Origin of the sequence: Nitrosomonas marina (assembly GCF_900110145.1) — a bacterium.
In the GTDB taxonomy this organism is placed as follows: domain Bacteria; phylum Pseudomonadota; class Gammaproteobacteria; order Burkholderiales; family Nitrosomonadaceae; genus Nitrosomonas; species Nitrosomonas marina.
Genome location: NZ_FOCP01000010.1, coordinates 53094 through 77861, shown reverse-complemented (window position 1 = coordinate 77861; position 24768 = coordinate 53094). Strand labels below are relative to the sequence as shown.

Annotated in this window: 19 protein-coding genes; 11 read left to right on the top strand and 8 right to left on the bottom strand. The window is 46.9% G+C overall.

The features are described 5' to 3' along the window. Positions 1 to 122: 122 nt before the first annotated feature. Positions 123 to 1340, bottom strand: a complete 1218-nt coding sequence (locus BMX44_RS08655) for a pentapeptide repeat-containing protein (RefSeq protein ID WP_090631297.1) — start codon at positions 1338 to 1340, stop codon at positions 123 to 125. Positions 1341 to 1533: 193 nt separating this feature from the next. Between BMX44_RS08655 and BMX44_RS08650 the strand changes: the two genes are divergently transcribed. Continuing rightward, positions 1534 to 4512 (top strand): HzsA-related protein, encoded by a 2979-nt coding sequence (locus BMX44_RS08650; RefSeq protein ID WP_090631294.1) that lies wholly within the window; start codon positions 1534 to 1536, stop codon positions 4510 to 4512. A 50-nt stretch (positions 4513 to 4562) separates the two neighbouring features. Here the strand turns inward: BMX44_RS08650 and ald are convergent, their stop codons facing one another. The 4 genes from ald to queD form a co-directional block, all read right to left on the bottom strand. After that, positions 4563 to 5678, bottom strand: coding sequence for an alanine dehydrogenase (ald, locus tag BMX44_RS08645; RefSeq protein ID WP_090631290.1), 1116 nt, complete (start codon positions 5676 to 5678; stop codon positions 4563 to 4565). 209 nt (positions 5679 to 5887) lie between these two features. Then, complete coding sequence (locus BMX44_RS08640; RefSeq protein WP_090631286.1) at positions 5888 to 6628, bottom strand: SDR family oxidoreductase; 741 nt, start codon at positions 6626 to 6628, stop codon at positions 5888 to 5890. 111 nt (positions 6629 to 6739) lie between these two features. After that, the gene (locus BMX44_RS08635) at positions 6740 to 7528 is read right to left on the bottom strand and encodes a TatD family hydrolase (RefSeq protein WP_090631281.1); all 789 of its coding nucleotides are present in this window, start codon (positions 7526 to 7528) and stop codon (positions 6740 to 6742) included. Positions 7529 to 7569: 41 nt separating this feature from the next. Then, positions 7570 to 8019 carry a 6-carboxytetrahydropterin synthase QueD gene (gene queD, locus BMX44_RS08630; RefSeq protein WP_090631276.1) on the bottom strand — a complete coding sequence of 150 codons (450 nt, stop codon included), beginning with the start codon at positions 8017 to 8019 and terminating at the stop codon, positions 7570 to 7572. Between the two features lie 45 nt (positions 8020 to 8064). Between queD and BMX44_RS08625 the strand changes: the two genes are divergently transcribed. Together BMX44_RS08625 and BMX44_RS08620 are read left to right on the top strand one after the other, a co-directional pair. Beyond that, positions 8065 to 8925 (top strand): radical SAM protein, encoded by an 861-nt coding sequence (locus BMX44_RS08625; RefSeq protein ID WP_090631273.1) that lies wholly within the window; start codon positions 8065 to 8067, stop codon positions 8923 to 8925. Positions 8926 to 9433: 508 nt separating this feature from the next. Continuing rightward, on the top strand, positions 9434 to 11200 hold the full coding sequence (locus BMX44_RS08620) for an alginate export family protein (RefSeq protein WP_245738881.1): 1767 nt from the start codon (positions 9434 to 9436) through the stop codon (positions 11198 to 11200). Positions 11201 to 11349: 149 nt separating this feature from the next. Here BMX44_RS08620 and BMX44_RS17545 read toward each other — a convergent pair whose 3' ends face one another. Further along, positions 11350 to 11595: a P-II family nitrogen regulator gene (locus tag BMX44_RS17545; RefSeq protein WP_425433714.1), complete on the bottom strand. Its 246-nt coding sequence runs from the start codon at positions 11593 to 11595 to the stop codon at positions 11350 to 11352. Between the two features lie 735 nt (positions 11596 to 12330). Here BMX44_RS17545 and BMX44_RS08610 point away from each other — a divergent pair. The 8 genes from BMX44_RS08610 (at position 12331) to BMX44_RS16535 (ending at position 21528) form a co-directional block, all read left to right on the top strand. Next, positions 12331 to 12762, top strand: a complete 432-nt coding sequence (locus BMX44_RS08610; RefSeq protein WP_090631269.1) for a glycine zipper family protein — start codon at positions 12331 to 12333, stop codon at positions 12760 to 12762. Between the two features lie 599 nt (positions 12763 to 13361). Beyond that, positions 13362 to 14468 carry a sodium-dependent bicarbonate transport family permease gene (locus tag BMX44_RS08605; RefSeq protein ID WP_090631266.1) on the top strand — a complete coding sequence of 369 codons (1107 nt, stop codon included), beginning with the start codon at positions 13362 to 13364 and terminating at the stop codon, positions 14466 to 14468. A gap of 513 nt (positions 14469 to 14981) precedes the next feature. Then, the gene (locus tag BMX44_RS08600) at positions 14982 to 15662 is read left to right on the top strand and encodes a response regulator transcription factor (protein ID WP_090631264.1); all 681 of its coding nucleotides are present in this window, start codon (positions 14982 to 14984) and stop codon (positions 15660 to 15662) included. A gap of 272 nt (positions 15663 to 15934) precedes the next feature. Continuing rightward, on the top strand, positions 15935 to 16798 hold the full coding sequence (locus tag BMX44_RS08595; protein ID WP_090631259.1) for a YfdX family protein: 864 nt from the start codon (positions 15935 to 15937) through the stop codon (positions 16796 to 16798). 358 nt (positions 16799 to 17156) lie between these two features. Continuing rightward, entirely contained in the window at positions 17157 to 17843 is a 687-nt protein-coding gene (locus tag BMX44_RS08590) for a response regulator transcription factor (protein WP_090631256.1), read from the top strand. Then, complete coding sequence (locus BMX44_RS08585) at positions 17827 to 19104, top strand: sensor histidine kinase (RefSeq protein ID WP_090631253.1); 1278 nt, start codon at positions 17827 to 17829, stop codon at positions 19102 to 19104. Before BMX44_RS08590 ends, BMX44_RS08585 begins: the two co-directional genes overlap by 17 nt. A 273-nt stretch (positions 19105 to 19377) precedes the next feature. Beyond that, positions 19378 to 21162: an alginate export family protein gene (locus BMX44_RS08580; RefSeq protein WP_245738880.1), complete on the top strand. Its 1785-nt coding sequence runs from the start codon at positions 19378 to 19380 to the stop codon at positions 21160 to 21162. Positions 21163 to 21330: 168 nt separating this feature from the next. Further along, a complete protein-coding gene (locus BMX44_RS16535; protein ID WP_143056908.1) occupies positions 21331 to 21528 on the top strand; it encodes a hypothetical protein in 198 nt (65 codons plus the stop codon). A gap of 226 nt (positions 21529 to 21754) precedes the next feature. On the opposite strand, the gene BMX44_RS08575 is transcribed toward BMX44_RS16535, so the two are convergent. Next, entirely contained in the window at positions 21755 to 22711 is a 957-nt protein-coding gene (locus BMX44_RS08575; RefSeq protein ID WP_090631250.1) for an MBL fold metallo-hydrolase, read from the bottom strand. A gap of 39 nt (positions 22712 to 22750) precedes the next feature. Further along, on the bottom strand, positions 22751 to 24718 hold the full coding sequence (gene acs, locus BMX44_RS08570; RefSeq protein ID WP_090631248.1) for an acetate--CoA ligase: 1968 nt from the start codon (positions 24716 to 24718) through the stop codon (positions 22751 to 22753). Positions 24719 to 24768: the final 50 nt, after the last annotated feature.

Genomic DNA, 24768 nt, shown 5'->3' with positions numbered 1-24768 from the left:
CAATTCATTCTATTTTCGAACAGCCTTAATGTTATCCAACGATTGATAGAGCCAGCTCGAAAACTTGTAATGCGGCAGATTATCAAAAATAATCAAACATACTTTTATTTTTTAACGGTTCGTTAGTCGCATCTTACAGAGGCCTCTCCCGATATGTCTCTTGATAATTCTGCTCGCCGTGTAGGCGACAGATCGGAATCGCAAAGATAATCCATAAAGTCCGCCTCAGAAATTGTATCAACCTGCTTCAGCCGATTTGAGAAATCAGCATCAAATACAGCCTGGTCAAGGTTTCTGGCTTTATAAAAGTAGGCAGGTTTTAAGCCTTTTGCGCCGGTAAAATTGGCTCCTTTTAAATCGGAATCATAAAAAAAGACATCGGTTAATGTCGCGCCTTTGAATTGAGTTCCTTTTAAAGAAACAATACTATTAAATAACGTGGCATGAATTGTTGAATGTGAAATATTGCTATCTTCAATGATTGAGTTCTCAAAGGTCGTATCCTCGATCTTTGAATGGCTAAAATCAACTGCAGAAATTGTAGTGCTGCTTAACGCTGATCTATAAATATTAATTTCCGGTAATTTTAAATCAGTCAATACCACATAATTCCAGCTGTTTTGGTAGAGTTCCAGGCCAGCCATGGGGTTTTTGCGTGCAACCGATAAAAAACTGACGATAAATTTCGCAACCAGTTCGCTGCGAAATGGATTTTCTTTATTTGAAAGCTCGAGACTCATATGTCTGGTGATGCTTGCCAAATATCTGTTTTTGTATGTTTCCAGCTCCAGTTCATTTTCTTTTAAACTGGTTTTAGGTGTTTCTGTAAACGCAAGTAATTCCTTGTATCGCTGCAACTCCTTGTTCGCAATTTCCTGTTCGGTTCTCAATTTGACTTTGAGATATTCATCATAAATAAAAAAATTCTGTTCCAGCTTCAATAGTTTTTGAATAATTCTTTTATTGTCTTCAAATGATATCTTTTCCAGACTGCTTCTAATTGCTTGCAACACGTCAATATCAGATTCAAAGGAGACCGTATTTATCAGGATATCAACTGCTTCGTTATAGTAAGGACTGCCTTCTTTGATAAACGTGCCGAGGTTACTTGCACTGGCAAGTCGATTTTGCTTTCTTTCAGATGAAAGGCCGCTCACAATCGCTCGAAAGTTCTCGTCCAGGTTTTCCCGTACTTGTTGTTGGTATTGTATATAGCCTAATATCAACGGAATGATGACTGCAAATGCGCCGATGAATTTAATAATATCGCCCAGGCTAAATGGGAATTTTTTTTCGATTTTGTTTTCGGACTGGGCTATTTTGGATCGTTCTGGACTCACAGTTATTCCTCCCGTTCAATTCAGAAATATCGAATGAAAGAGTGTTTCTGCGTAAATTATTACACAATTATGTAAAAAATGATTGTTTATCGATTCGAATGGCATGATTGCAGCGCAAGCTATAGCTGTGTTGAAAAGCGAGAAGCTGGAGAGTATGATCATTTAGAATCAACAGCTTTGCATAAAACTTTACATGAAAAAACTGATGGTGGCGGCGTGTCTGGTGTGGGGTGTCTGGCATACCGCGCAATCTTTCGCTTCCGTTCCGATTGTCTATTCGCGGTGTGAGCGGGCGACGGACACTTTTGATTTGACCGGGACGGTGACCGTGAACGGTGTCAAACAGACTGTAACGCGAACACTGCGCGGGTTGGATATGTATGATGTGCTGCCGGACGTGACCAACTTTTTCAGCGGTTTCGCCGCACCCTGTGACCTGGTGTTGCGCCAGCCTGACGGTTCCGAGCAGATTGTTTATAACTGTTCGGCGAATTCGACAAAACAGAATGCCTGCGCGGCACTTGATCCGCAGGTTTCGTTTGACGGTAAACAAATTGTGTTTTCCGTGTTTCGCGGAACGCTGGTGCATAATACCGCTAACATTCACAGCCAGGTGCTGCACCCGGATGCAACACCTGAAAATCTGGGATGGCAGGACCTGCCCAGTATGTATTTACAGTCATCAGGCGCACATCTGCACATCTACGACCTGGAAACGAAAACCACTGATGCCATGCCGTTTGAGAAAGGCGTGTTCGATGCAGGGCCGACATTTATCGATCACAATCGGCTGGCGTTTACCTCCACGCGCGACGGAAATCTATCCACCATGGTTTTCAGAACCAACACCAACCGGCTCGGCACGCGCATCTGGGCAATCGATACGGATTGGAAAAATCTCGAGCTGTCCAGCCATCATTCTCTTTCGCAGGAGCAGCATCCATTTACCCTGATGGACGGGCGGGTGGCCTATTCGAGCTGGCAGATATTCGGCGGTCTGCCGTTCCGATATGCCAACAGCGGCCCGGGCTGGTTTACCACGCTGGATAATCTGTTTCATATTTATACCCAGATGCCGGACGGTGCCGGCAATTTTCCACTGTTCGGCCAGCATAGCGGCGATCATGCAGTGAGTTATTATGGCGAGGACCATATGGCGGCGCATTTTATGACACAGATGTCCGATGGGCGCGTCTGTTTCTCGGATTACTATCGTGGCAACAATAACGGCGCGGGTGTGATTATTTGCGTAAAGCCCGAACCAAAAGGCATGGAAGGCAAGAGCCCCTATAACGTGGCCGTGCCAGCGGATATGTATGTGCCGAACGATGTTGTCAATGTGACGCCCTGGGCGATCAATGACGATGCCATTGCCAGACCGCTCGATCCGCCCACAGTAACTGTGCCGGGCTATGGCGATCCGATGCTGTTTACTGGCAAGCTTAGCCATCCCGCGGCATTGCCGCAGAACGGGTTGATGATGACCTGGTTCAAAGGGTTGTGCAGCAGCGTGATCGACGACCATATTTTCAAAAAAATGGGCAAGCCGACACCGCCGTTAATTAATGGCAGCGGCAGCGGAACAGGCATGAACTTGCTGACACATCTCGGCAAGGATATTCCGGGTTGTGACGGGGGAATTTATCTGGCGACAAAAATTCCATCACGCCACCCGTCCGATCTGCAGCTGGTCGTGGATTCTCCGGATTGGCACGAAATTATGGGCAGGGCGGTGGTGCCGTATCAGGCAATTTACGGTATCGAAAAACCGGCGGAAATACCACGTGCGGACAAACTGGTTGACCGACCCGAGCTGCCTGCCGGGACACCTTTCGGATTGCTTGGCGCGGCATCGATTACTGATCGTGAAACACGGCCGCGTGGTGGCGTTCCCGTTTTTGAAAGCTTGCATGCCTTTCATCTGCAAGGTACCGATACCATTGATTATACCGATGAGGAATTATGCGGCGTACGCATGATTGCAACTTATCCGAACCGTGGCCCGAACATACATGAGCAGATTGCGAATGTGACCGGCGAGCGCGTGGCGATTCTCGGGGAAGTGCCGGTGTTGCATTACGCAGCAGACGGCAGCCGTATTAAAGATCCAAGCGGCCATCCGGACACCAGTTTTCTGCTCAGCTTTCCGGCCAATACGCCATATATCATGCAGGGGATCGATTGTGATGGACGAACGTTAAATACTGATCAGTCCTGGCAGCATTTGCGCCCGGGCGAGAAGAAAACCTGTGGCGGCTGTCACGTACATGCGCGGCCAACGCGGATCCAGTTTGTCGATTCCTTTGCGGCGACGCCCGCCTATGTGATACCGCAGCTTGGCAGAGGGCAGGTGCCGCTGTTAACCGGCAAGTCGGGAAATATAGTGACAACCCGTAAGGTGCCTGGTTACGGTATGCAGATTGAATTTACGCGCGATATCAAGCCAATTTTCGACCGGCATTGTGTTTCATGCCACGGCGGTGGTCAGCCTTCAGCGGGGCTGGCGCTTGACAGAACGAACGGTGCCAATCATGCGCAAAATACGACCTGGTGGTGTCTGGTAGTCGATAATCAACAGACATGCACACCTCCAGAACTCAGGGTCACCGGCATGAGTGGTGAATCGCTGAGTCGCCCGTTCTTGTCCAAATATATCAAGGCGTTCAATTCACGCGGCAGTCTGTTGTACTGGAAGGCAGCCAATCAGCGCACGGATAACCGAACGGATGCGCAATATCCGAATGATATCAATTTTGGTGTTGATCACCCGACTTCAATCACGCCGGAGGAACTCGGTATGCTGTCCCGCTGGATCGATCTGGGCACGCCGGGCGGCGCTCAGGAATTGAGAGATACGCAAAAACCTACCTTGAATCTGGCGGCAACTATTGATGATGACCGTATCATCGGACTTAAGATCGGCTCCACGGATGTTGGCAGCGGTATTGATCCGGACAGCCTGGTCGTATGCATACAAGACGGGCAGAGAAGATGTCAGAATATACCGCGTAAGGCCGATATGCACGAAATAATTACCATGACGCTGCGCAATCCGATTTCGAATATTGGCGCGGAAATTGAAGCCAGCGTGAAGGATCTGGCCGGCAATGTGACGCATGTGAAGTGGACAGTGGGCTGGTTGCTGGCCCAAAATAAAAAGCGTGTGCACTAAACCACAAATCATGTGTCAGTAACTGTCGGAACGACCGAGGGTGATACGAATTACCGCAGCAATTCCAGCGGGGAAACGTACGGCAGACCGAGATCGTGTGCGACTGCCTGATGGGTGATTTGGCCCAAATAGACATTCAGACCGTTGCGTAAATGCGCATCGTCGACCAGCGCGTTACGAGAACCTTTCTCGGCTATCGTCAGGACATAGGGCAGCGTAACGTTGTTTAATGCAAATGTAGACGTGCGTGCAACAGCACCTGGCATGTTGGATACACAATAATGAACCACTTCGTCCAGTATGTAAACCGGGTCTGCGAGTGTCGTGGGTTTGGAAGTGGCAAAACATCCGCCCTGATCGATCGCGACATCAACCAGCACTGCGCCGCGGTTCATGGCTTTGATGAGTTCATGGCCGACCAGTCTGGGTGTTGACCCTCCCGGCACGAGAACTGCGCCGACGACCAGGTCTGCTTCCGAAATCTGTTCCTCGATGGCATCGACAGTAGAAAAAACAGTATTGATGCGCGATCCGTACTGCTGGTCAAGTTGTTGCAGCCGGTGAATCGATTTGTCTACCACGGTGACATGCGCTTCCATACCCATGGCGACCCGCGCTGCATTCGTACCTACGACCCCTCCACCCAGGATAACAACTTTCGCGGAGGGCACACCCGAGACGCCGCCAAGAAGCATGCCGCGTCCACCCTGGTCCATCTCCAGCGCATGTGCGCCGGCCTGAATCGACATGCGGCCGGCAACTTCGCTCATAGGCGCGAGCAGCGGTAATCCGCCATACTGGTCGGTGACGGTTTCGTAGGCGATGGCAATGCAACCCGATTCCAACAATGCTTTGGCCTGCGTCGGATCGGGTGCCAGATGCAGATAGGTAAACAGGGTTTGATCGGCGTGCAGTAATTTAAGCTCTTCCGGTTGCGGTTCCTTGACTTTGACGATCAGTTCAGCCCTGGCGAAGATCTCTTCGGCTGTTTCGACGATTTCTGCACCTGCCGCCTGATAGCGGCCATCGTCAAGGTCGATGGCGAGTCCGGCATTTTTTTGTATCATAACCTGATGGCCATGAACGGTGAGCTCGCGGACTGATGACGGCGTCAGTCCCACGCGGTTTTCATGTGTTTTGATTTCTTTGGGAACGCCAATGCGCATCATTTTCTCCGGTAAGCCCAATTATGCCTCAATGTGGTAAATAACACAGTATCAGCAGAATAATAGGTGTATTGTTTCATATAACGATACTGCTTGCTTTGTAATGCAAATGCCTGCAACGTAACGTTTAAATTTCTTCTCTCCTTTGGCAGCCATACACATTGTTGTTTATGGCTGTTTTTTTGATTATATGTTCGGACAGCAACGAATCAGATCATGCCACCATTTGCACCGACATCCTGTCCAGTGACCCAGCGGGCTGCATCGCTTGCAAGAAACAGAACAATCTGTGCAATATCGTCAACTTCCCCGATTCGTCCGAGTGACGACATTGCGGCCATGCGCTGAAAATCTTCTTCAGTTTTATCAGCTCTGAACATATCGGTAAATACAGGCCCGGGTGATACCGTATTCACGGTAATCCCTCTGTCACCAACTTCACGGGCGAGGATGCGCGACAATTGTTCAACAGCACCTTTGGAAGCGGCGTAAGCGCCATATTTTGGTAGCATCAGGCGTGTTACCGTGCTGGATATATTTATGATTCGGCCATTGTCGGCAAGGCACTGTGAAGCTTCGCGCAGCGTGTAAAAAATACTTTTCAGATTTATGTCGAGAATCCGGTCGAACTCCTCATCGGTGAATTCGGCGATCTGCTTGAAAATCAGGATACCGGCACTGTTGACGAGAATATCTATCTTTCCAAAATGTTCAATTGTGGTAGCAAATAATCGCCTGACATCGGCAGATTTGCTGACATCCGCCTGAACAGCGATACATTTTCCACCTTCTTGTGTGATGGTCAAGCACACGTCATCCGCTGCCTGGCGATTTTGCAGGTAATTGATCACGACTCTGGCGCCAGCTCTGGCCAGAGTCAACGCGGTCTCAGCGCCGATTCCCCGGGATGAACCGGTAATAATGGCGACTTTCTCATGAAGTGTTGGCATTTTGATAATTTATTACTGTGGTTTGTAGCTTGATTTCATTACGTGAAAACTGCAGTCGTGCGGGTGGTTTTCCGTGGCGATTGCCGCTGCCTGTTACTGAACAACTAACTGCTAGTGTACCGTATGATAATTACTCCGGGTTGCTTTGAACAGCCTGAAAAAATTCTCAGTCGTTGCTGTTGCGACTGCTTCGAGATCGGTATCGCGCAGCCGGGCGATTTCTTCGGCGACATGACGAACAAACGCCGGTTGATTGAGTTTGCCGCGGTACGGCACCGGCGCGAGATAGGGCGAATCGGTTTCGATCAACATCCGGTCAAGCGGTGTTTTTCTGGCAACGTCCTTGAGTGCCGTAGCATTTTTGAACGTCACAATGCCTGAAAAGGAAATATAAAAATTCATTTCAATGGCCTGTTGAGCGACTTCCCAGCTTTCCGTAAAGCAGTGCATGACGCCGCCGATCTGATCAGCCGCTTCTTCCCGCATGATACGCAGTGTGTCTTCTGCGGCGGAGCGGGTGTGAATGATCAACGGTTTTTTGCTAGCTCTGGCAGCCCGGATATGTTGACGGAATCGTTCACGCTGCCATTCCAGATCGCCTTTCAGACGATAATAATCGAGCCCTGTTTCCCCGATTGCGATCACTTTGGGATGGTCGGCGAGTTGCTCGAGTTGCCGGGCGTCGGGTTCGTCGAGGTTTTCGTAATCAGGGTGCACGCCGACTGATGCAAAAAGATTGTCATGGGCTTTCGCGAGCGCCAGGACACGCGGAAAATCGGTCAAGTTGACGCTGACGCATAATGCGTGCGTGACCTGATTGTCAATCATATTTCGCAACAATTCGTCCAGATTGCTTGCAAGGTCAGGAAAATCAAGATGACAATGTGAATCAACAAACATAAAATATCTTTGGTACAATGAGTTAGAGTTTGGAAAAGAAACTAATCGACGGCCCGACTGGCATCCGCCCAGCAGTTTGGCGTTTCATATAAGCGCACGTGTTCGAGCTGCAGATGGTTGCCGTAGTTGTCCTGGTAGGCTGCATTCAAAATATCGAAAGCAATGACGGCAAGATTCTCAGCGGTCGGCTGCACATCCAGTACAACAGTTTTGTGGTCTTTGAGAGACTGTAGAAACTGCATGACGGGCGTATCTCCGGAGTACACAAGAAAGGCATGGTCCCATTTATCGATGAGTACCTCACTGGCAATTCGTTTGACTTCAGAAAAATCCATCACCATCCCTTGTTGAGCATTGCCTTTCTCGGAGATAATAGTACCAGACAGTGTGATTTCAATCACGTAACGATGTCCGTGCAGATGGCGGCACTGACTGTTGTGCGTTGATATCCGGTGACCGGCGTCGAATTCAAGCTTTCGTGTAATTAACATACAGGCAATTTTTATAATACAAATTATTCAGGCAGGATTGTATCATTGCAGCGAGTATCCAAACGATTGAATACCTCAAATCATAGCCGGGACGTGGCTGGTTTAACCTATATCTACCCGGTCGTCTCACGCCGTGCAGGGGGTGTCTCGGTCGGAATCAATCTGAATCCGAACAATGCCTGCAACTGGCGTTGTATCTATTGTCAGGTGCCCGAATTAAAGCGAGGCGCAGCGCCACCCATTGATCTTGAAAAACTTGAGCGGGAGTTGCGCGGCTTTTTGCATGAACTGACCCTGGGTGATTTTATGCAGCAACAGGTGCCGCCAGAGGCGCAGACCATACAGGATATCGCTTTGTCGGGGAATGGCGAACCGACCAGCGCCAAAGAGTTCGAACAAGTAATCGAACTGATCGGACGCGTCAAAAAGGATTTTCCGCTGCCGCCACATCTGAAGCTGGTGCTGATTACCAATGGCAGTTTGATAAGCAGGCCTCGAGTGCAGGCTGGGCTTAGACGCATGGCGAATCTGAATGGCGAAGTCTGGTTCAAACTCGACAGCGCGACCCGCGAGGGTCGTTTGCGTATAAACAACTCGCAAATGAGCCTTAACCGCGTGCAGGCGAATATTACCCTTGCGGCGTCTCTGTGTCCCACCTGGATACAAACATGCGTGTTCAATCTGAACGGCCAACCGATGTCTGACGAGGAAGTCAGGGCCTATTTGAATTTCCTGAGAGATCTGTTGCAACAAGGTGTGCCTTTGAAAGGTGTGCTGGTCTATGGCATCGCGCGGGCTTCTCACCAGCCAGAGGCGAAGCTGCTCTCGCGCGTGGAACGATCCTGGTTCGATCAATTCTGTGAACAAATCAGACAACTCGGCCTGGAAGTGAAACCGAGTTACTGAAAGGAATAGGGGTTGCAGACAAGCAGCGATATATTGGTTGCCGTTGCATTGAGAAGCGTAGTTCAGCCTCTGATGAGGATGGATCAATGTATTTTTGGTCAGTTATTCTCCACACTCGCCTGTTCTGTCAGAGATTTTTCTAATATCTGGTAGTTGTATTTATGCAACAAAAAATGTGCGAAGAAATATAACAAATAATATCAGCAGTTTAGTCGGCGAGTGCGTGCGTATTACGTCAATGTCCCCACATCCATCTTGTGCAGCAAATAAAAAATCAATCAATTCAAGTAATTTGAGTAATCTTTCGGGTAAAATTGGCTGCGCAAACAATAATTTGATCTGTGATTGATTTCAATCAAATCAAAAAAAAGCCAATACATCATTATTCTGCAGACAAGAGATGATGCTCAGAGCTGTACATGCATAAGCATAACCCTGAATCAATTCAAAAACGCAGCCTGGGCCGATGATCTATTCAGACATTATTAACAACAGGAGTTTTTTTTCAATGAAATCGCCTTTCCGTACAGTTTTTTTAAAGGCCTTTTTAGTCGGACCAAAAGCCAGCCTGGTAACAAGTTTGCCCAAACGGTTGCTGGTATTCGGCTCGTTTATTGCAGGTATGTCAGGTCTTGTTTGGCATGCGCATGCGACCGTTAGCACGAGCGCCGATACAATTGCCGAAGCTGAATCCAACTGGTCTGCATCCGACTGGGCTAATGTGCCGCCGGTCAGACCTATGCCAAGGCCGGGCAAGTTTGCCAAACCACCCGCTCGGCCCGGTTATGCCTCGGTTCTGGATTTGCTTGCGGATGTACAACCTGAGTATTTTCCTGATCCCGGAAGAGGGTATTACTCGCTATGGGATCAGATAACCGGTAACATTCGCGATACCAGACCAGTATCACCATACCCGCCATTTGCGCTGATGCCGACTTCCGCGTATGACATCGATTTCAGATATCTGGAAAATCCGGATCATGAAAAAGACATTTTTGATCCGGTCAAACGCATCCACCTGGGAAATGACTGGTTGCTTTCTTTCGGCGGCAGTTTCTGGTACCGCTATATGCATGAGACAGACAGCCGTTTGAATGCAGCTGGCAGAAATAATGACTATCACTTGATTCGGACGCGTTTTCACGCGGATTTATGGTATCGGGATAATCTTCGTTTATTTGCAGAGTTTATAGATGCGCGTTCTTTTGGACCGGAGCTGGCACCGCTCGGTATCGACAGGAACCATACAGATATTCTGAATTTATTTGCTGATTATAAAGTGGGTAACATTTATAACAGTCCGCTTTATATGCGTTTCGGGCGGCAGGAGTTAATATTCGGTTCACAGCGGTTAATTTCAACGCTGGACTGGGCTAATACCCGTAGAACCTTCCAGGGTATCAAATCATTCTGGCGTAACGAAAAATGGGATATTGATGCGTTCTGGGTGCGTCCGATGAAAACTGAGAAGGGTGAATTTGACAACTGGGACAGAAGGCGCGACTTTTTCGGTTTATGGACTACCTATAAACATGACAAAGACCATTTGATCGATCTGTATTTCTTGAGCTTGAATGACAATCGTCCGGTCGGCGGTACCTTTTTAGGGAATACCGATATTCTACAAAGTGCAGCGCAAGGCAGAACGTCGATGCTTGGTGACTCCAATGTTCATACACTCGGCGGTCGTCTCGTAGGGGACTACAACCAGATTCTGTATGAAATTGAGGGGATGTATCAGTTCGGCAAATGGTCCAATCTGGATGTGTCCGCTTTTGCTGTTGCAACCGGTCTGGGCTATGATTTCCAGATGCCGTTGAATCCGATTCTATGGCTCCGGTACGATTTCGCTTCGGGCGATGGCAATCCACAGGATGGCAACGTCAACACCTTTAATCAGCTGTTCCCGTTTGGTCATTATTATCTGGGCTATATTGATCTGATCGGCCGGCAGAACATTCATGATTTTAACGCTCAGCTGACACTGCATCCGAAACGATGGGTGACCTTTCTGGCCCAATACCATCGGTACTATCTGGCCAACAAACGGGATTTTTTATATAACGCTGGTGGTGTGGCCCTGCTAGGTGACCCGACTGGTCAATCCGGAAGCCATGTCGGCGATGGTATTGATTTTCTAGTCAATATTCATGTAGCTCGACATCATGACGTACTGGTGGGATACTCGAAATTATTTTCCGGTAATTTTATAGAAAATCAGAGACCGGGCATCAACCCTGATCTGTTCTATGTCCAGTATAATTTCAGATTCTGATATTTTTGACCTGACTGGCCGTTAGGAAGATTTTTTGATGCGGCCGATGGATGGCCAGTATAAGGAATGCCGGGTAACCGGCATTCCTGTCAGATCAAACATCTCTGTCAGATCAAACATCTGACTGTTTGTTTCGATTTTATTTACGTTTAGTAAGAAATGGGAGGCCCTTCTACCCATTCACAATCCGAAATCAGACACATACCACCAAACTTCTTCAGCTTCGGATGCAATGCTTGAACAATTCTGGAGGCCTGGTCTTCTTTACAGGCCAGAATGACAATCGTATTTCCTTCATCCCATACAACGTTGTTTGGACTGCGCGTGCCTCGCAAACCCAGACCGCTTGCTTTACTTAGTACTGTGTATCCTCTGGTTCCAGCTTCCTCTAACAGACTGATGAGATCTTATAGCTTTCCAGCATCTAGGATGATTTCGATTCGTTTCAAAGATATTGTTGAGTCCATATTTTCCCTCGTAGTATTTTAGTCAAACTTCTGGCACGATTTTCCACCGGGGACATGATAGAATCATATTTTCCGTACAGCAGAAGCTGTATGTTTTCTGGAAAATGACCAGCGCCATCAACCCTGCATAAAAAATGGTGGCAACACATGGTCAAATGGTGCAATGAAAAATTCAGTCTGATATTTTTGGCATCCGTTTACCTCCCTTCGATTTCTAAAACATTCGAGACCCTTGCTTCAGTCTCTGTTTAACATAAATGGTATTGATAAAGCAGGTTATGAAATCATCAAAATATCAGAACAGTGTGTTCTGCTTATTTGAGATTTTGCTGTAATCCTATCTGCCTGGTTGTGATGGGACTGTTAAAACAAGATTAAAAAAGAATCAATATCGAATCATTTTTTAACGTTGTATCAGTCATGCCTTAAGTTTTTCGATAGCCGGTCAGGTGAGTGACTATCTGTGAACGAGTAATACAACAGCTTCTTTTCAGCGCTTTTCGTTATTTGTCGTTGAATATAGAACCGTCGTTTGTGTTTCATTGTGGCTCTGTTCTTTTGAGAAATATGATTCAGACTTCTGCAGCATGCATGGTTAACAAATTTTTCCTGTTTATAAGGGTCTAAAAAACATAACTGCAAAGAAAGGAGAAAAATAATCCAATGAAAGCTTTGAAAACATTAATGACGGGTGCAGTTGTGTTCTGGCTGTCAGCATGTGCCGGTACAGGGCCGGTTTTATACCCGAACACCCATTATCAATCTGTTGGCAACCAGGTTGCAGAACAGGACATTGCATATTGCAGACAAATGGCGGAATCGGCGGGTGCGCGTGGAGGAAGCAGCGCAGCCGGTAATGTGGCCGCCAACACAGCTATGGGTGCTGGTGTCGGCGCCGCTAGCGGTGCAGTTGGCGGTGCTATTACAGGCTCTGCTGGCACAGGCTCGATGGTTGGAGCAGCCAGTGGTGCGGTATGGGGGTTGCTCAGAGGCATTTTCTATGCAGCCGGACCGTCACAGCCCAACCAGGCTTATATCAATTTCGTGAACCGCTGTTTACTTGAGAGAGGCTATGAAGTCACCGGGTGGCAGTAACTGTGTAAAAATAACGTGTATGTAAAATGCCGTTCACTGAATCATTTCATTTGAATCAAATTTATCAAACTATAGCGAGCTGTTTATAGCGTCTTTCCGAGCAACTTGTCAATTGCCGCCTGTACAATATTATTGTTTATATCAGCAAGTATGGATTGTATGGACGACCGGGGGGCGATATTCGGCCCATGTCTGTGTAGCCAGTCTGAACTATTCCCAAATAAAACCGCTTGAGACTATCGCTGGTCTGGATTTTGACCGGTCTGGGAGAGAAAGAGGTTTCAAAAAAAGCTTGGACCAGTTGATTAATATTAAAAAGACTGTTGCTTTCAATTGAGTAGCTAAAAAATCTTGAAAATTGTTTTGGTAGGTAACGTTTGGCAGCGCTTTTAACATTTGTTTAACGGAGGTTTAACGCTTTACTGACAAGTGCATTATTAGTATGCAAATGAGGAAAACGCAGCAGAGTCAGAACTTTTTTGAATAGGGTCCGTGATTTGCCGGATGCACGTTTGTTGTCCTTGACGCTTTTGCGATTTCTCAATCCGAGGTTTCGGGTGCAAAAATTTAGCATAACGTTAGCATAAGGAGTAAAGCAAATGTTAGAGGAATTTATCACCAATTTCATGAATAACTTGTTTAAACCGTTGTTATTGTTTTTTTATCTGGGGTTCTTGATTCCCTTGTTAAAAGTACCGTTGGAGTTTCCGCCGGCGCTCTATAAAGGAATTACCATTTATCTGCTCATTGCAATTGGCTGGCATGGCGGTGAGGAGCTAGCAGAGCTTACCGCGGATGATTTTCAGCTTGCACTGGGATTTATGGCAATCGGTTTCGTGACAAACACGATTATTGCATTAGTGGCATATTATGCGTTGCGTAGAGTAACGCGTTTACGGAAAATTGATGCCGCGACTGTAGCCGGTTATTACGGGTCGGATTCAGCAGGTACGTTTGTCACCTGTGTCGGTGTACTTGTCGCCGCGAATATCGCATTTGCAGCCTATATGCCGGTGATGCTTGCCATCATGGAAATACCTGGCTGTCTAGTTGCTCTTTATCTGGTATCAAAAGCCCGTCATTCGGGAGAAATGGATGAAGCGGGCAATTTACCTGGGGAACCTGGTTACAATCCTTCCAGTAAAAGAAATGGTGATTCAAACGGGAACGGGATACTCAGCAAAAAGGTTTTACACGAGATTTTCTTCAATCCTGGCCTGTTTTTGTTGTTTGGAGGCATTTTGATTGGATTTATCTCCAGAATGCAGGGCGTAAAAGTAACCGAGGCAAATGATCAGTTCTTTATTGTACTGTTCCAGGGAGTCTTGTCTCTCTTCCTTTTGGAAATGGGCATTACAGCCTGCTCACGTCTAAAAGATTTGAAGCTTGGCGGGCCAGGTTTCGTGGCGTTTGGAATAATTGCGCCCAATATCTTTGCAACCTTCGGAATACTGGTTGCCCATTCTTATAGTTTGTTGATTGGACATCCGTTTGAGATTGGAACTTACGTACTTTTTGCGGTTCTGTGTGGCGCAGCGTCATATATAGCGGTTCCCGCCGTACAACGTATGGCCATACCCGAAGCAAGTCCTACATTGCCGCTGGCGGCTTCTCTGGGGTTGACGTTTACCTATAACGTAACCATAGGAATTCCAATTTACATATTATTTGCTACCGCATTGACTACATTGATTCCGGTGGCATAGTCATCTTTGGGTCGGTTTATTGAGACATGCTAGTTCAGGCAAGGTGGGTAAATTAACTGGTTTACCTGCGTTGCCTGCGACCCAAAGAAACAAAAAACATTCATAATTTTTCTCTAACTGGGATGCGCCAGCCCGAGTCCGGTAAATAAATACCAGATATGGTGTGTTTATCAGAATCCGGGCTGGTGACCAGTCTATTTTTTAATGGTGTTATTTCGGCAATCAACACTGTAAGCACATGGGGGGATTCACGTGGCTTATTATATATACGGGAGTGCGTCATGTTTTGCATTCGCTTGTTTGATTCTCGTATTCAGAATGTTGCCGATTTCGCCTTTAACGTCATCAGCTCAACTCCAGTGAATACCGGCAAGGTTTATTTCGCAATTGCATGAACGAATAAGACTGTTTGCGACAGCTTGATGTCGAGCATGCTGCGAAGACCGCCTTGCCTGTCACGTGAGAAGGTTATTGAACTTGTTAAAAGATTAAACGGATATTGCGCGGATAGTTATGAATTTCAAGACAAATGCAAGCGTTCTGATTATAGGGTGTAACAGGGATATGACAGGCATCCATGAGTTTCTGTTTTCCCGGGGTTATGTCGTTGATTCAGTAGACAATACGGTAGCTGGATTCCGAATGGCTGTCATGAGCATGTACGATGTTGTTATCCTGGACTCAAATCCACCCGGTGGAGCAGAACTTTGTCGTCGAATTCGTTGTAATACTGACCGGTATGTGCCGATGTTATTATTGCTCGCCAGAGACTCGCTCGAAAGTAAATTGGAGGGATTTAATGCGGGAGCGGACGATTGCATGATAAAGCCGGTTTCTCTAAGAGAGCTTGCCGCACGTGTGAAATCACTGACCAAACAGATCAATCGTATACCGACTTTTCGCCAGCTGGTTGAAGGCGCTTCATCAGATTCAGGAGCATGCGCTGAAAAAACATTTCAGCAAGGTAAACATATCAGGTTGTATACAATTATATTTCAACTCATTATGTATCTGATTCAGAATCCAAACCGCATCGTCAAACGCGAGGAATTCGAATACGCGGTCTGGAAGCGGCAACCATCAGGTACAGAAGACAAGCTGCGTGTTTATTGGCCTGATCTGCTTCAGATAATCGAGCATATGCTCGGGCGGTTTCGCGCGAAGCGCGCATGTTTGCGTCATACAGACAAATAAAGAACAACTGACCTCGTTCGTTCCGCGTCAGCGTTTATTCACTTCGGGTTGGAGTGACGGTTAGGTGGTTGTCATATATTTCCGGCACTGGATTTTACTTGTGAGTGCCCTGCCAACAGATCTGCCAGCATGGTTTTTTCATCAAAATAAATGTTAAACAATATTTAACCGCGTTTTGACATAGTGTTGGCATAGGCCACTGTAAAGTATATAACGCGCCTGGAATTTTATCTGCTATGGCGCGCACATTTCAAACAACCAGGAGAAATGATATGAGTAAAAAAGCATTTATTTGTGGATCGACTCTGGCTCTCTTTTTGATGCAACCAGGTACCTTCCTGGCGGCCGAAAGGTCAGAAACGGATATGGCCGGCGAGAAACTGCTGCAACAGCAACAACTTCGGCAATCGTCTCTGGCGCTGGCAAATAAGATGATGGGGCATATCAGTCTTGCCAAGTTCGCCATGACAATTAAGATGCCTCGCCAGACGACGCATCAGATTGAGAAAGCCCAGATTTTAAGGGCAATTCTGGTGTCGCAGTTACCGGAACCCAGAATAGAAGCCGATTTTAACTATGGCAAGATTGATTACGCAAAAAACGTTCGGGTTAAAGAACATTACGTGCCGGTCGTGGACGACGTACTGCTGATCAGTGATTATGAAGATATTTTTGACTATTTGAAAACGCTGAATGTGCAGGAAACAGATGCAGGGGTTGTCCAGTTGAAAGTTGCGATCAATCTCGATGATACCAAGGATGCCCTTGATAGCGCGCTACAGTCGATCGAGCAAGAACAATATGATAAGGCGCAGCAGACGCTCGCCGCAGCTTTCAGTAACGCTGTTATCGAAGAAAAAGAAATCAGTGATCCGGTACTGGCGATTTCAGAAAACCTGTCGCTTGCCAAGGCGTTTATGAACAATGGGCAATATGAAAAATCACGGTTCACCTTCAGGCATGTCCAGGCGCTCATGAACGACGCGCTTGAAATCGGTATCGATGAAAGTGTTGTGAAAAAATACAGCGGTGAGCTGGATGCGCTGCAAACGGCGCTCAGAAAAAAAGATCCTTCAATGGCACGCAGTATTTATGATCATATCGATGAATGGATAAGGGTTGTCAGAAGGCCCTGACGCATTATCATGCCGGGCACGAGCCCAATCACCTCTTGTTCAGAATTGAACCGGACAGGTGGTAAAAAAGTGAGATAACTTTTTTCAATACTATGTATTAATATGACTCTAATGACTTGTCCCCAATTAGAGGAGTGAGACGTCTGCAATACTCATTCCTCTTTTTTTACCTGGTTGAACCTTTTATCTGGTTTTTCTGCATCATACATACGCCTGTATCACTTTCAAATCGTTTGCCTCCATCCCTGACTTTACCGTTTGGTTACAGTATTGTTAACATTTTTTTGACAAAAAATTAACAATTTTTTGATATATAAACAAGTAAACTGACGGCACAGCATAACAGAGGAGTGCGATTATGAATGTGCTGATCATAGAGGATACTCAGGATATCGCCGCAAGTATCTATGATTATCTTGAAAATATGGGATATACCATAGATGCGGCCAGTGACGGAGTGACAGGTTTGCATCTTGCGGTCACCAAGGAGTATGACATTGTTATCCTTGATCTGAATCTGCCTGGTATTGATGGCGTCGATCTTTGCCGCCGTATTCGCCGGGATGTACAGAAAGTTGTTCCGGTATTGATGCTGACATCAAGAGATTCGCTCGATAATAAGCTGGAGGGCTTTCATTCAGGCGCTGATGACTACATGACAAAACCTTTCTGCCTGAAAGAGCTTGCAGCGCGTGTAAAGGTGCTGTCCGAGCGTGGCAAACGTCTGCCAGATTCACAGTTGATGGTTGGAGACCTTGTTCTGGACACACATACCCATAAGGTTTCCCGCGCGGGCAGACAGATTAATCTGAATCCGAAGCTTTTCCGGATAATACTGTATTTCATGCAGAACCCGCATCGCGTGATTGAACGCGAAGAACTTGAATATGCAGTCTGGCGTGATAATCCGCCCGATAGTGACTCATTACGTACCCATCTTTGCCATTTGCGTCAGGTGATCGATAAGCCGTTTGACCAGCCCTTGCTGCACACAGTCAGAGGGTTTGGCTACAAGCTTACCGACGACTATGCAGAAAACGACTAACCGCATTGCGCGGCGTATCACCTTTGCTTTTTTATCCTTTGGTGTTGTGATAACGCTGGTGCTGGGATTAAGTCTGATCGTCGCATTCAAGACTATCGTCGCCAGTATGCTGGACGACATACTGTACGCTGAACTCAAGCATTTTCGGGAACAGACGCCAAACATGCTGGACCCTGGCTATTTTCGCTCCCGAACAACGGGTATCTATATTTCCCCGCTCAGCGAAACATATAATCTACCGGCGCATGTGCGCGATCTTGATCAGGGCATTTATGACCTGACCTATAATCAGCGGGATTACCGTGTCTTGGTTGAGCATATCGATGGCATTCGTTATGTGGTGAAATTCGATGATACGAATATTCATGAACTGGAACGTGAATTCATTATTCTGGTCTGGCTGTGCTCAATTGTTGTTCTAATGTTTGCTCTGGCGATAGGCTGGAGGATTTCACACGGAATTGTCCAGCCGATAAAACAACTGGCTGATCAGGTGATTACGTTTAAAAATAAACCGGACGAATCTGTACAATTATCGGGGTTCAGCGATGATGAAATAGGTGATCTTGCTCATGAGGTGCAGCATTATCATAACCAACTAAGACTTTTGTTGATTCGCGAAAAGGAATTTGCAAGTAACGTGAGTCATGAATTGCGTACTCCGATTACCAGTATCAGCCTGGCTGTGGAGATTCTGTCTTCAAATACCAATCTGCCGACCAGGGAACGTGAGCGGATTGGACGGATACAGCGCGCAATCAACGAAATGATCGAATTGATTGAAACTTTTTTAGTGCTGGCGCGCATCCACAATGAATCCGATGAAGACTGTCGTCCCCGTAAAATGGGGACGATTGTTCGGAAAGTAATTGAACAGCAACGGGTCTGGCTGGGCGACAAACCGGTTGAAGTGCATGTGATAGAGAAAGCCTTATTAAAAGTGTCAGCACCTTCGGGTATCCTTGACGTTCTGGTGGCCAATCTCGTCCGCAACGCTTTTCGTTATACGGAACAGGGAAGTATTAAAGTGATCCTGACATCCGACCGGCTGACAGTTGCGGATACAGGTATTGGTATCGATGCATTGACGCAGGCCCAAATCTTCAAGTGTTACGTAAAAAAAGACGAATGTGATCCGAATAAGGTCGGTCTGGGTCTCATGATTGTCTATCGAATTTGTGAGCGCTATGGCTGGCATGTTTCTTTTGAAAGTATCAAAAACCGGGGCTCCGAATTTACCGTGTGGTTTCTGCCTCAGTAGCTGATAGAACCGTTTTTTTAAATCAAATCGCAACCGGAATGTGCATGTGATGATTGAGGTCGCGAAGATCTAAGTAAAGCATATGGTTGCTGCTATTCATCCTTTTTTAACCTTGTTTTAACAATCCCATTACAACCACGCAGGTAGTATCACTGCAAAAAACTCAATTCACCGGGGCGTCAGGACTGATGGTCTGACGGTCTGGTGCATTTTTCAATATTAATTTCGGATGCGATTTCCGGAATACTGCAACAATCAGAGGGAGGAGAACGGATGCTAAAACAATTTGACTGGAAATCATTTGATCGCTTAAACAGTGTGTTGTCGTCCAATGTTTGTACGGGATTGGCTCGGCTGTTGCCAAAAGAACAGAAAAAAAACAATAAGTTTCCAGTCGCTGGAAATGGCATTGCACATGGTGTCAAATCAATGTGCTGGTATAACTGTCGGTTGATTGCCCGATTGTGTACAGTTTTTGCTGTAATGGCGATTAGGGTTTTATCACGCTGCCGCATTTCCCGTAATAGACCGAACTACAATACATCTAAACCGGAAAACATGCTGATACCGGGTTTGACACTTTGCCTTGCGGCATTTATCGGTCTGAATGCCGGTACTGCACTCGCAGAGGAAGAATCAAAACCAGTTGTGAATATCGAACAGTTGAAAAAGAAGGCGGTTGAATCAGACAAAAACATACTACGCCGCGTTCAGGAACCAGATGATGATGCCGGAACAAAAGGTTATTTGGTTGGAGATACAGGCCACTTTCCGGGTGATTTTGATAATTTAACCCGGTTAATGGAATCCCACCAGAATCCGCTTTCCGCCATTACGCCTGACTGGCTCGATCTGGCTATAGAGCACCGCACGCGCTATGAGGCGTTTGACCATGGTTTCACCAGCGCCATTCCTGACAGCAGTGACAATCAGCAAATACACCAGCGTACGCGATTTCTGTTCGAAATTAACCGAAAAGATCCGTTATCGTTTACATTTGAATTGACGGATATGCGTGCGCCACTTGCAGAGTACGGGCAGGCTGGATCGCCGGTTTTTGCCAATCACTTTGATTTTACCCAGTTGCATATCGACATGAAAACCGAAAATTTTTTCAGAACCGGTCTGCCGGGAAAACTTGAGGTCGGACGCATGGTGATGGATTTCGGTGAAGGACGCCTGATCGCCGGGCACCGTTTCGGTACTCTGACGCCGACATTCGACGGTGTGCAATTAACTGTGGGTTCGGAGATCAAGGGTTGGGGACTCAGAATGTTCGGAACATCACCCGTCAACCGAAAGGCAACAGAGCTGGATGATTTCTCTCCGGTCACCTTTTTTTCCGGCGCGCAAATTACCAATCGCGATATTGCCTGGGCCAATGTAGACATGTATTTCTTTCAATTGAACGAAGGGAACAAGCTCAGAAAGCGCAATATTTCCACACCCGGATTCCGGCTTTTCTCCCAACCGACACCAGGTTATTTTGACTATGAAATTGAATCGATGTATCAATTCGGAGAAGTCAATGAAGCCCACTATTTTGCGCACCGGCATCACGGTGAAATAGGGTATAGCTTTAATACCTCAATGCCGCTGAGACTGATTTACCTGGTTGACTATGCATCGGGTGACCCCGATCCAAATAAAAACTTCGATTTCCTGTTTGCAAAACGCCGTGTCGAGTATGGTCCGACCGGTATTCTGGGCGTATTTTTTCCGTCAAATATCTTTTCGCCCGCCGGAATACGTATGACACTGTCGCCGACACCGACCGTCAGCTTCATGATGTCGCACCGCGCATTCTGGCTTGCAGAAAAGAAAGGCGCATTTGTCGGTACCGGCTTGCAGGATACAACCGGTCAGGCGGGCAGTTTCATAGGGAATCTGTTTGATCTCAACTTGAGGTGGAACCCTAAATTCAGTTACTGGAAGCGGATGAGTTTTGATATCGGTTACACGCATTTATTCAAAGGTAATTATTTTGATAAAGTGCCAGATGGACCGGGCAGCAGGGATACCAACTATGGATATACACAAGTGACCTTCAAATTTTAATCTGTTGCTTGCTGAGAACCGTGCAAGCCTTTATGAAGCATGTATTCAATAGACTTCGAGTTGAATTATGATTAGTTTGGAGTGAGCAGGGTTTGCATATATGGTGAACAGATGTTTCAAAAAAAAGCCCCGGTACATCATTGAGGACCTGGTAAGGAAGGAAGGTCGATGAAAGGATGTAAGCGCAATAATGCACCGGGGTTCAGCATAACGCTAGATGTTCCTGCCATCCGGCTACGCATGCAGGCATGCGCTGGCTGGTGCGGTGAAACGTTTGATACGCTACCAAATAAAGGGCATTCTACGAACGCGAAGCCAGTATACTCAATATCTGCATTCTATGCAAATGATTATGATTATCATTAAATTTATTGCAACATAAAGCTTTTGTTGCCCACTATCTAACAATTCTGCCTTTGTTTTCGCATCAATCGGATCATCCTTGAAATCAATCTCTTAGTCGGTTATTTTTCAGCCGCTTTCAGGACAAGACGTCCGGTAACTACGTGCTACGATGGTTTCCTGGCCTGTCAAAGGTTCAGCGGTGACCGAATAAACGATAAACCAGTTTGTGTATATGCACGCATGATTGTTATTGCGTATGGTCGAGCCAGTATTCAAGGCCTTGTGTATTTAATTTGATGTCGGAATTGATCAAGGCTGTGATATCGTTTTCAGACAATCGGCAGCCATGTTCACGAATTCGCTGTAACAGTAATGATTGCAATGCACAGGAAATAGTGGTGAATCTATCGTTACTGCCAAGACCCGATTGTGCATTACGGGCTACTTCCACATGGGCGTCAATCAAACTATGCATGTTTTCGGCATGCTGGTGCAAATGACTAATGCGGCTATAATGCGTGAGAAATGCGTATTCCGGTTTATATCGCATAATTCTATCCAGCGATGCATGTGCGGCAGCAGGGTCAAACTGGACTGGTGTGGTGGTTGGAAAGACAAACTCCATGCCGTTGACGTCAAGTTCACGGTAAGACACGCCGAATGTATCTCCCGTGAAGAATGCGTTACTGTGTTCATCAAAAATACAGTTATGATGACGCGCATGACCGGGTGTGTCGATAAACAGTAGAGGTCGTCCATTCAGTTCGATGCGGCTTTCATCAGGCGCTTCGACTATTCGCCGTTTGTCGATAGGGTGGATTTCACCATATACGCGCCTGAATTCCGTCTCTCCATAGACTGCTATAGCACCGGTGACAAGTTTTTCCGGGTCGGCCATATGCCGTGCGCCGCGAGGATGCACAACCAGTTGAGCATTTGGAAAGCATCGCATGCATTCGCTGGCACCGCCTGCGTGATCGAGGTGGATATGGGTGAGAATGATATAGTCAACATCTTCAACAGACAGATTTTTTTCTTTGAGAACACTGATAACGCCAGAGACGGAAGATGTTGTGCCAGTATCGATGAGCGCCATTTTGCCGTTTTCAACGATCAGGTGAATGGCAGCGCGTCCGGGTCGGTGAAACTGCGCGTCAATAGCGCTGATACCATGAGTATAATCGGTTACGAGTGATAAGGTCATTTTGGTTATGTCTAGACTGTGCGAGTGTTGTGGCCGGAATTAATGCGCCCGTCGTAATTGTTCAAGAATTGCAGGGTTTTCCAGGGTTGAAACATCCTGGGTTATTTCCTCGTCTTTGGCCAGAGTGCGTAAAAGGCGGCGCATGATTTTGCCGGATCTGGTTTTTGGCAGATTTTCACCAAAGCGAATTTCTTCAGGCTTTGCGATCGGCCCAATTTCATTCGCAACCCACTCACGCAATTCAGCGACAATCCGGACTTTGTCTTTTTCCTCAGGAGAATCACCTTTTAACACGACGAAAGCGATAATGGCTTCTCCCTTGACTTCGTGCGGTTTTCCGACGACTGCTGCTTCAGCAACCAGAGGGTTGGCGACCAGTGCTGATTCGATTTCCATAGTGCCTAGACGGTGGCCGGAAACGTTGAGTACATCGTCGACCCGCCCCATGATCCAGAAGTAGCCTTCGCTATCGCGGTGGGCGGAGTCGCCGGCTAAGTAATATTGCCCGCCGGCAATGTCTTGTGGAAAGTAAGCTTTCTTGAAACGATCCGGGTCTTTCCACAGCGTACGAATCTGTGACGGAAAAGGTTTCTTGATAACCAGAAAACCACCTTTGCCAAGTTCAACCTCCTGTCCGCTCTCGTCAACTATTGCTGCAAAAATTCCGGGCAGCGGTAAAGTGCAGGAGCCTGGCTTGAGCGGTAATGCTCCGGGTAGCGGCGCGATCATATGACTTCCGGTTTCTGTTTGCCACCAGGTATCGACAATAGGGCAACTTGAACGACCGACTTTCTCATAAAACCACATCCACGCTTCGGGGTTAATGGGTTCGCCAACGGAGCCAAGCAATCGTAGCGAGTTCAACTGGTATTGCTCGGGTAGATCACCGCCCAACTTGATTAATGAACGTATTGCAGTTGGTGCGGTATAAAATGTAGTGACTTGATGTCTGTCAATCATTTCCCAGAATCTGCCGGGATGCGGGTAGGTCGGTATGCCTTCAAAGATGATCTGCGTTGCACCCATGGCAAGCGGACCGTAGGTCACATAGCTATGGCCGGTAATCCAGCCGACATCTGCGGTACACCAGAAAATATCCGATGGCTTGTAATCAAATACCCATTCCATACTGACCATGGTACCAAGCAGATAACCAGCACTGGAATGCTGTACGCCTTTAGGCTTGCCTGTTGAGCCTGAGGTATACAGTGTAAATAAAGGGTGTTCGGCATTTACCCATTCCGGTTCACAGTCAGTGTCTGTATGCTGCATGATTTCATGCCACCAGACATCGCGTGACGGGTCAAACGGTACTTTACAGCCCGAGCGTCGATACACGATAACAGTTTTGACTGACCCGGTATTACCCTTATTCAATGCTTCATCAACGGTAACCTTGAGCGCGTGATGCTTGCCGCCGCGAACTTGTTCATCTGCAGTGATAACCGCTTTGGCGCCGGCATCAACGATGCGTTCATGCAGGCTCTTGGATGAGAATCCGCCAAATACCACTGAATGAATCACGCCGATACGAGCACAGGCCTGCATGGCTACGACAGCCTCGATGCGCATCGGCATGTATATCACAACACGGTCTCCTTTGGAGATATTATGTGCTTTTAGAGCGTTCGCCAGCTTGCAGACTTGCTGATGAAGCTCACGATATGTTGTGCGAATGACTTCACCCTCGTCTGACTCAAAAATAATCGCGGTTTTATCGGGTTGTGTACTCAAATGACGATCCAGGCAGTTGTACGAAACATTTACTTCACCATCTGAGAACCATTTGTAAAAAGGTGGATTGCTGTCATCCAGAATTTGCGTAAATGGTTTGTGCCAAAGAAGATGTTTTCTGGCTTGTTGCGCCCAGAAAGCCTGGAAATCCGTTTCTGCCTCGTTGCACAATTTTTGAAATGTTTCGGGTCCAGATACATTCGCTAATTGGACGAATTCAGGGCTCGGTGGAAAAATGCGCGATTCATTCAGAACGGATTCAATAGTTGCCATGGGAAAACTCCGGTAATGTGTATTGTCTCGGATTTAAGTCAGATTATCTG